1 protein-coding gene is annotated in these 222 nt (G+C 46.8%); it reads left to right on the top strand.

What is annotated here, in order from left to right; translation table 11 throughout:
• Positions 1–222: Calx-beta domain-containing protein (locus RM706_RS16480; protein ID WP_311353366.1), on the top strand; the 222-nt coding region annotated here is incomplete at both ends.

Below are 222 nucleotides of genomic sequence, written 5' to 3'. Positions count from 1 at the left end.
TGAAGATGCAGGTACTGCCTCCTTCGTGATATCTTATACCGGTAATACCGTACAACAGGGCTTCAACGTCAACTTTAACGTGACCGATAACTCAGCTATCAACCCTGATGACTATACGGTGGCCAATACGGATACCTTTGTGAACTTCCCTGCCGGAACGGTAACTGGGGATACACAATCGGTGACCATCAATATCGTGGACGATATGATCATCGAGGATAC

It is taken from the genome of Croceitalea rosinachiae (genome assembly GCF_031846445.1).
Taxonomy (GTDB): domain Bacteria; phylum Bacteroidota; class Bacteroidia; order Flavobacteriales; family Flavobacteriaceae; genus Croceitalea; species Croceitalea rosinachiae.
This window is presented reverse-complemented; position numbering and strand designations above follow the sequence as displayed.